This is a genomic window from Novosphingobium organovorum (assembly GCF_022832435.1).
In the GTDB taxonomy this organism is placed as follows: domain Bacteria; phylum Pseudomonadota; class Alphaproteobacteria; order Sphingomonadales; family Sphingomonadaceae; genus Novosphingobium; species Novosphingobium organovorum.
Genome location: NZ_JALHLF010000041.1, coordinates 26,685 through 33,126, shown reverse-complemented (window position 1 = coordinate 33,126; position 6,442 = coordinate 26,685). Strand labels below are relative to the sequence as shown.

General features: G+C 59.5%; 7 protein-coding genes. 5 read left to right on the top strand and 2 right to left on the bottom strand.

The features are described 5' to 3' along the window. Positions 1-259: hypothetical protein (locus MTR62_RS11630; RefSeq protein ID WP_244021036.1), on the top strand; the 259-nt coding region annotated here is incomplete at its 5' end. Positions 260-930: 671 nt separating this feature from the next. Here MTR62_RS11630 and MTR62_RS11625 read toward each other — a convergent pair. Together MTR62_RS11625 and MTR62_RS11620 are read right to left on the bottom strand one after the other, a co-directional pair. Then, positions 931-2,262, bottom strand: coding sequence for an SRPBCC family protein (locus tag MTR62_RS11625; RefSeq protein ID WP_244021035.1), 1,332 nt, complete (start codon positions 2,260-2,262; stop codon positions 931-933). 3 nt (positions 2,263-2,265) lie between these two features. Continuing rightward, on the bottom strand, positions 2,266-3,243 hold the full coding sequence (locus MTR62_RS11620) for an acyl-CoA desaturase (RefSeq protein ID WP_244021033.1): 978 nt from the start codon (positions 3,241-3,243) through the stop codon (positions 2,266-2,268). An 83-nt stretch (positions 3,244-3,326) separates the two neighbouring features. On the opposite strand from MTR62_RS11620, the gene MTR62_RS11615 reads away from it, so the two are divergent. The 4 genes from MTR62_RS11615 (at position 3,327) to prfH (ending at position 6,400) form a co-directional block, all read left to right on the top strand. Beyond that, the gene (locus tag MTR62_RS11615) at positions 3,327-3,677 is read left to right on the top strand and encodes a metalloregulator ArsR/SmtB family transcription factor (RefSeq protein WP_244021031.1); all 351 of its coding nucleotides are present in this window, start codon (positions 3,327-3,329) and stop codon (positions 3,675-3,677) included. 520 nt (positions 3,678-4,197) lie between these two features. After that, a complete protein-coding gene (locus MTR62_RS11610) occupies positions 4,198-4,686 on the top strand; it encodes a hypothetical protein (RefSeq protein WP_244021020.1) in 489 nt (162 codons plus the stop codon). Continuing rightward, positions 4,683-5,783, top strand: a complete 1,101-nt coding sequence (locus MTR62_RS11605; protein ID WP_244021018.1) for an RNA ligase RtcB family protein — start codon at positions 4,683-4,685, stop codon at positions 5,781-5,783. The genes MTR62_RS11610 and MTR62_RS11605 overlap by 4 nt, the downstream gene beginning before the upstream one ends. Continuing rightward, a complete protein-coding gene (gene prfH, locus MTR62_RS11600) occupies positions 5,780-6,400 on the top strand; it encodes a peptide chain release factor H (RefSeq protein WP_244021017.1) in 621 nt (206 codons plus the stop codon). The genes MTR62_RS11605 and prfH overlap by 4 nt, the downstream gene beginning before the upstream one ends. The last annotated feature ends 42 nt before the right edge of the window (positions 6,401-6,442 follow it).

The window sequence follows — 6,442 nt, the reverse complement described above, 5'->3', positions numbered from 1 at the left end:
GCAATGGGCATTTTCTGTCACCGACGGGCTAGGGCAGACGCTTACGATTGTGATGGCGGGCCCTGGGATATTCTTGCCTTTCCGGCGCGCTGGTCCGAGTGGCGGGTTCGATCATATTCGGCCTATTTTGTCTTATTTTCTGCCATCATCGGACTTGCGCAAATGCCAGTTTTGGATCACTCGCGAAGCAAATATTCCATTTAACATAGCAACGAAAAATAGCGATTTATGGCTAAACCCAAATAATCTTACTTCGTAAAGTAGATTTGCCGCCCCTGCGACGAGCAAAATAAACGTAAACATCCCATAAGATTTTATGTAAAAATCCTTATTGAATTTCATTTTTATGTTGTCTCCATTTATATTATTGCCTCAACATTAGCCATAACGTGACGCTGTATCTCAAATTTCTAAGATTTCATCAATTGTTGCCGTGAATGGAGTAGGTGGCGACATCGAGCCAACACGTTCCGAGGCGGAGAAGGCATAAAGTCGGTGCGGCATGACGGCATGTTTACAGTAAAAATTTCGAAAATTTGTAAGGTTGTGGCCGACAAGTTGAGCATTATGAGCCTTTTTACCTCAATGACCGGGATGTCTTTGGGCGAGTTCAGCACCGGAAATCTTGATCGCTTCCCTGCGAAGCTCTTGGCCCGCCGGGAAATAGCTGCCGTCATCTCCGGCCCGAGGCAGTTGCCAGCGGCAGGGCCTTCTAACCGGGCTAGGTCAAAGCGGCAATGTCGCCTTTAGCTGACTGGCTCCTCCAAACCCATCAGTCTGTAACCGGCCCGGCGTACGCGCTCCGACAGGACAACCGGAACGTCCGCACCTGGGAACGCGAAATCGGCGGCTGAGTGTCTTGCAAGGGTCGCGAGCCACCGATACCATCGTTCGGGCCTCAAATTCGCTTCCCTAAAAGCGTCTGTTTGTTCATTCAAAACGCTCACCCTCTGCCTGCATCTTGGCACTGTTTAGCACCCGCCGGACGTTCAAATGAAAGGCCAAGCGGGCGATCGGCTCCCAATAGGCGATCGGGTCGATGCGGAGCACGGTCTGCGACTGCAGCGTAAGCCTCGTGTCGCCGCTGCGCAGGGGCGAGAGTAAGTATCGCGTATCGCCGGTGACGACATACCCCCTTAGGTGCGGCGTGTTGAGGTGACGATAGGGGCTCATCTCTTCCATCGCCGGTGGTTGAGAAAGGACCGTGAAGGCCAGCACACGGCCGGGTTTCCATTCTGTCACACGTTCCACCGCCGTCCCTGTCGAGAAAACGCCGAGGCGTGTGGCGCCGACGCCTTGGCCCTTGAGACTGCTGCGGACGGGGTAGGCCAGCCCCGCAAGTCCGGGAAGCCCTGGCGACAGACCTATGGGTGCTTCGCTGGTGATCGCCCGCCACACCGCGGCCGGCGAAGCGGCAATGTCGATGCTCTCGACCGTATCGATAGGCACCGCGGGCGGCATGCTTGCTTCGAGCGCGAACAGGGCCGGAAGCACGGCGACGGACATCAGCGGCCTGTTGCCGTCATGTCCGAACAAAGCGATAGCCCGGCCAAAGACGCCGCCGATCGCTGCGGTAGCCAGACCGAGCGGCGCGACCAGGACGATGCACATGAAGCCCTCCAAAGCGAACATGAGCAATGCGAGACCGCCCAAGGCGCCGGCCACGAGTACGTGCCCCAAGGTCCGCGCGCCGGTCTGCGGGACACGCCGGTTCACGATATACCCGGTCGCCATCCCGACCGCGAAGGGCGTTGCGACGAAGAGGCCCCAACCATAGGCGCCCAGCGTCAAAGCAGAGATCAGCACGGCAACGACGATGATCGCCACGCCAGTCAGCACGCCTTGCAGGATCTGGGCCCGATCCACCGCATCGCCATGTTGCTCCTCCGAACCTTCGGACTGGCGCGGCATTGCGCAGAGAATTGTGACAACGATGATCTGTATCACGGGAAAGATGGCAAACAGGCTCAGCCTGTGCCCGCGCCCCGACCAGTTCGCGCGGCGGAACGAGAGGGCCGCCAAGGCCCAGGCGACCACGACCCCCACTGCGAATACCGTCGCGGCCTCCATGGCCGTTACACCTGGCATCTGTGCCAGGCGGCGCAGCGGAAGGAGCCAGAACCCGGCATCGGCTTGGAGCGGCGCGCCTCGCCAGCGATAGCAGAGCGCCACCATGAGGTTCTGCGACAGCAACAGCACCGGCGCGGCCAGAACATAGACTAGCGGTGAGACTTGCCCCGCGAAGGAAAGCAGCTTGCGCATGGCTCAGGCCCTCGCTGCTTGTGAGAACTGTCTTTCGGGCCGGTCCTGCGACGCAACCGGGCGCAGTTCCTTGCGCGCGGCCATCGTTTCGGGCGTGACGACGTCCCAGGCAAGCCCCAGCTTCTCCAACCCTTCGATCACTCGATAGCCCCAGTCGCTTTGCCCTGGGTAGAGCCCGATCCGCGCCGAGCCCGGGAAAGCATGGTGATTGTTATGCCAAGCCTCACCCATCGTGGGGATCGCAGCCCAGGGGACGTCGTGCGCTTGCACGCCTGCGGTTTCTACCAGCCAAGATTGCGGCCCGCGCCTGTGCGCAAGGTGACCGACGAACCAGTGGCCGGTACCGCACACACTCACTCGGACACACACGCCCCATATCACCCATGGCAAACCTCCGGCCAGATACAGGGCAATTCCCACCGGAACCTGCTGAACCATCCAGGTCTTCTCCAGGAAGCGGTAGAATCGATCCTCCCCGGCCCGCCCAAGGTCGAACGCCGGAGGTGACACCAAATCGAGATGGCAATGTAGCTGCCACCAAGCATCGATCAACATGGGGCGCCGATGCGCAAGATAGTCGTGACAGTCGCTCTGCCGCTGCGCCCAGTCTCTCAGGTCATGCGTGCGGATCATCCAGAATGGCCCGCTCATGCCGACCAGCGTGCCGACCAACACCAGCACCCGCTCCAGCCACAGCGGACACGCAAAGCTGCGATGGATCAGCAGACGATGGAAGCCGATGCTGTGGCCCAGCAGAAGCGATGCCCCTGTCAATACAAGGAACATGGCCAGCGCCGACCAACTGACAAAGACCGGGGCCAATATGAGTGAGATCGCCATCATGCTCCCGTTCCAGGCCGAATGGACCGGATCCCATCGAACCTTCCCCTCGACCGGGCTGCAGCCGGCGATCTCGACCAGGCTGTTCACCGTCGTTTTGGGCGATGCTGATGGGGCTTGACCGGGGAACACGTCGGGCATTGCAATCTCCGAGGTAATTAGTTCATTGCTTAATTACCTAACGACCCTTGTCAAGTGATTAGCTCATTCCTTAAATAAGCCTTATGCAGAAAGTGTTCGAAGCCTTGGCGTCAACGCCGCGTCGCAAGATTCTTGCGTACCTCAGCCATGCCGAACTCAGTGCCGGCGATATCGCCTCCCGGTTCGAAATGTCGAAGCCTGCGGTATCCCAGCATCTGGCGGTGTTGGAAAATGCCGGACTGGTCGCGAGCGAAAAGCGGGGGCAGTTCGTGTTCTACCGGCTGGTCCCGGATAACCTGCTCAACACGCTCAACAGCTATGCCCAGGAAGTGTGCCCGGTTTCGCGTCCGCTGAAGGCCGAAAGTGCCAAAATCGCTGCAAAAAAGGTGAGCGGCGTAGGACAGCGCGACGGAGAGGAATCTGACGCAAATTGACGCGTGCCCATGCGGAAACCTGCTTGTCTCAGCGCAAGTCGCCGGATTAAACCCGGACGCTCTTTCATCCCGGCAATCCATCGAGCGGCAGCTGGAGCGAGATTTGCCGTCACCGGCAAGGGCATGGATGCCTTGCTTTTCCGATAGGCCCCGGAATAGCGGACCGTCTGCACCTGAGGATCTAAAACCGGCGGCCGAGCGACCGGAATGGGTCGACAAAAGCCGGGTTCCGGCGTCCATTCCGAATGGTTGAGACTCCGGCCTTGCGTCTATCGGCAATCTGCAATAAGTGAGCACCAGCCAATATCGGCCTGTTTTTGAACGAGGAAAGGAGAAAGCCATGCGCGCAGCATTTGACCGCGACGAAAACAACTTCTCATTTCCCTGTGTTCAGGAACAGATTGCATGGGCAATTGCCTCAAGGGCGACACTTCTCGCCTGATTGCTTTTCGCGGCCTTTGCGCTGCTGATTTTTCCAGACTTTCCGTCGTTGCCACACCTCTCTTCGGGGAGGGTTGTCATGCGTGATGACATGTTCAAGGTGATCGTCGAACGCCCCCGCTGGGGTGCAAGCCACGCCGCTTCTCCCAAATTGAAAAGGATGCCTCACGCCGACGCATGTCATATCGGGCTCAAGCGCCATGTCCGCATCAGTGCGCCATACACCAAGTCATTGAATGAGAACCTCGCCCCCTTGGTTCGCTACCTGCGGAGCCAGCGCGGGCGTCAGTGGGATGCCGTTTTCAGTGAGATCTGCGCCAAGCTCGACACGGGCAGCACGATCAAGATGCACGTACGCGAACATCTAGAGGATTTCGTGCTGACCCGCATTTCGATCGGGCGTTATGGCGAATGGATGTTCGAAGGCCAGGTTCTGGGGCGCCGGGGGCAATGGTTCCGGCGTCGTGAGCTGTTCGTCGATCCGCGAGACGGGGTTCTCAAGGATATGGCCGTACTTGAGGCGATGCTGATCTCCGGAACGGTCAATGGCCGGGGAGGTGCACGATGAGTTCGATCTCCCTGATCGCTAACGATCCATCGCGGTTCGATCCTCTCTCACTCGACCAACTCCAGGCAACCGCGGATTACGAGGGTATGGACCGCGTTGTCGGCCTGCCCGATCTCCACGCCGGCAATGGTATTGCCGTGGGGGCGGTCTTCTGGTCACGGAGTCGCATCTGGCCCCACCTGGTCGGCAGTGACATCGGCTGCGGCATGTCCTTGTGGGAGACCACATCGCCATTGCGCAAGTTCCGGCTCGGGACCGTAGAGCGCAAACTGCAGGGGCTGGACGCTCCTTGGTCGGGCAATGGCCAAGCGGCTCTGACAGAAGCGGGGTTGCCTCCGGAACTGGCCAGCCCCGCGCTGGGCACCATTGGCGGGGGCAACCATTTCGTCGAATTCCAGCGGATCGAGGTGGTGGCGGACGAGGCGCGCTTTGCGGCTCTTGGCTTGCGGCACGACAGGGTCTGGATGATGGTGCACAGCGGTTCGCGAGGACTGGGGCAAGCTGTCCTGCAAGCCCATCGACAGCTGGAAATCAGCCGTGGAATACCTAAGAAAAGCCCGGAGGCTACGGCCTATCTTGCCCAGCATGATGCTGCGCTGGGATGGGCGGTTGTGAACCGTCAGATCATCGCCAAGCGCTTTTGCGAAAGTCTTGGCATTGACGGCCGAAAGGTGCTCGACATTTGCCATAACAGCGTCTCGCCCCATCAAGGCGGGTGGTTGCACCGCAAGGGGGCTGCGCCTGCTGATCAGGGCTTAGTCACCATCCCGGGCTCGCGAGGGGATTTCAGCTATCTGGTGGAACCTATCGCGGACAATGCCGACAAGGCCCTCCATTCGCTCGCCCATGGCGCGGGCCGTAAGTGGAGCCGCAAGGATGCCCATGCCCGCCTTTCGCGCCGTTTCAATATCGCGGACATGCAGCGCACCGCGCTGGGCAGCCATGTCATCTGCGAGGATCGCCGCTTGATCTTCGAAGAGGCTCCCCATGCCTACAAGGACATCGGCATGGTCATCGCAGATCTGGAGGGGGCCGGCCTGATCCGTGTAATCGCCAAGCTTCGTCCCCTTCTCAGCTACAAGACGAGGGCGGCATGAGCGAAGTGATCTTGCACCTCACGGCGGGCAAGGGCCCGAAGGAATGCCACTGGGTAGTGGCACAACTGGCGCTCGCTTTCGCAAAGGAGGCTAGGGACATGTGCCTTGAATGCGAAGCGCTCGATGGTTTGGAGGATTTGCCAGCCTCCATCCTCCTTCGCATCAAGGGCGAGGCAGCATCAAGCTTTGCTGCTAAGCGCATAGGTTCCAACCAGTGGATCGGGACCAGCCCCTTTCGCCCACGCCACAAACGGCGTAACTGGTTTGTTGGCGTAGCGCTTGCGCCCGAGCCTGATGCGATCATCGACCTGAAGGATGAGGACATCGATTATCAGGCGATGCGTGCCAGCGGCCCAGGTGGCCAGCATGTCAACAAGGCAGACAGTGCGGTGCGGGCCACGCATCGGCCGACTGGCCTCGTGGCCACGGCCCAGGAGCAACGATCCCAACACGCCAACCGAAGGCTGGCGCGAATGAAGTTGGCGATCATGTTGGAAGAACGGCGTGGGAAAGCCAATGACAGCGAAAAACGGTCGCAATGGCAGGCCCATCAAGATCTCGAACGCGGCAATGCGGTAAGGGTTTATTCCGGAGACAAATTCGTGCTGAAGGAATGACGCTTGCTGAGCCGGACGGCAGTTCCGTCTGGCTCAGCAATT

Excerpts from the sequence above, each read along its gene's own strand:
- MTR62_RS11625 (WP_244021035.1), bottom strand. The coding sequence starts at position 2,262 with ATGCGCAAGCTGCTTTCCTTCGCGGGGCAAGTCTCACCGCTAGTCTAT.
- MTR62_RS11620 (WP_244021033.1), bottom strand. The coding sequence starts at position 3,243 with ATGCCCGACGTGTTCCCCGGTCAAGCCCCATCAGCATCGCCCAAAACG.
- MTR62_RS11615 (WP_244021031.1), top strand. The coding sequence starts at position 3,327 with ATGCAGAAAGTGTTCGAAGCCTTGGCGTCAACGCCGCGTCGCAAGATT.
- MTR62_RS11610 (WP_244021020.1), top strand. The coding sequence starts at position 4,198 with ATGCGTGATGACATGTTCAAGGTGATCGTCGAACGCCCCCGCTGGGGT.
- MTR62_RS11605 (WP_244021018.1), top strand. The coding sequence starts at position 4,683 with ATGAGTTCGATCTCCCTGATCGCTAACGATCCATCGCGGTTCGATCCT.
- prfH (WP_244021017.1), top strand. The coding sequence starts at position 5,780 with ATGAGCGAAGTGATCTTGCACCTCACGGCGGGCAAGGGCCCGAAGGAA.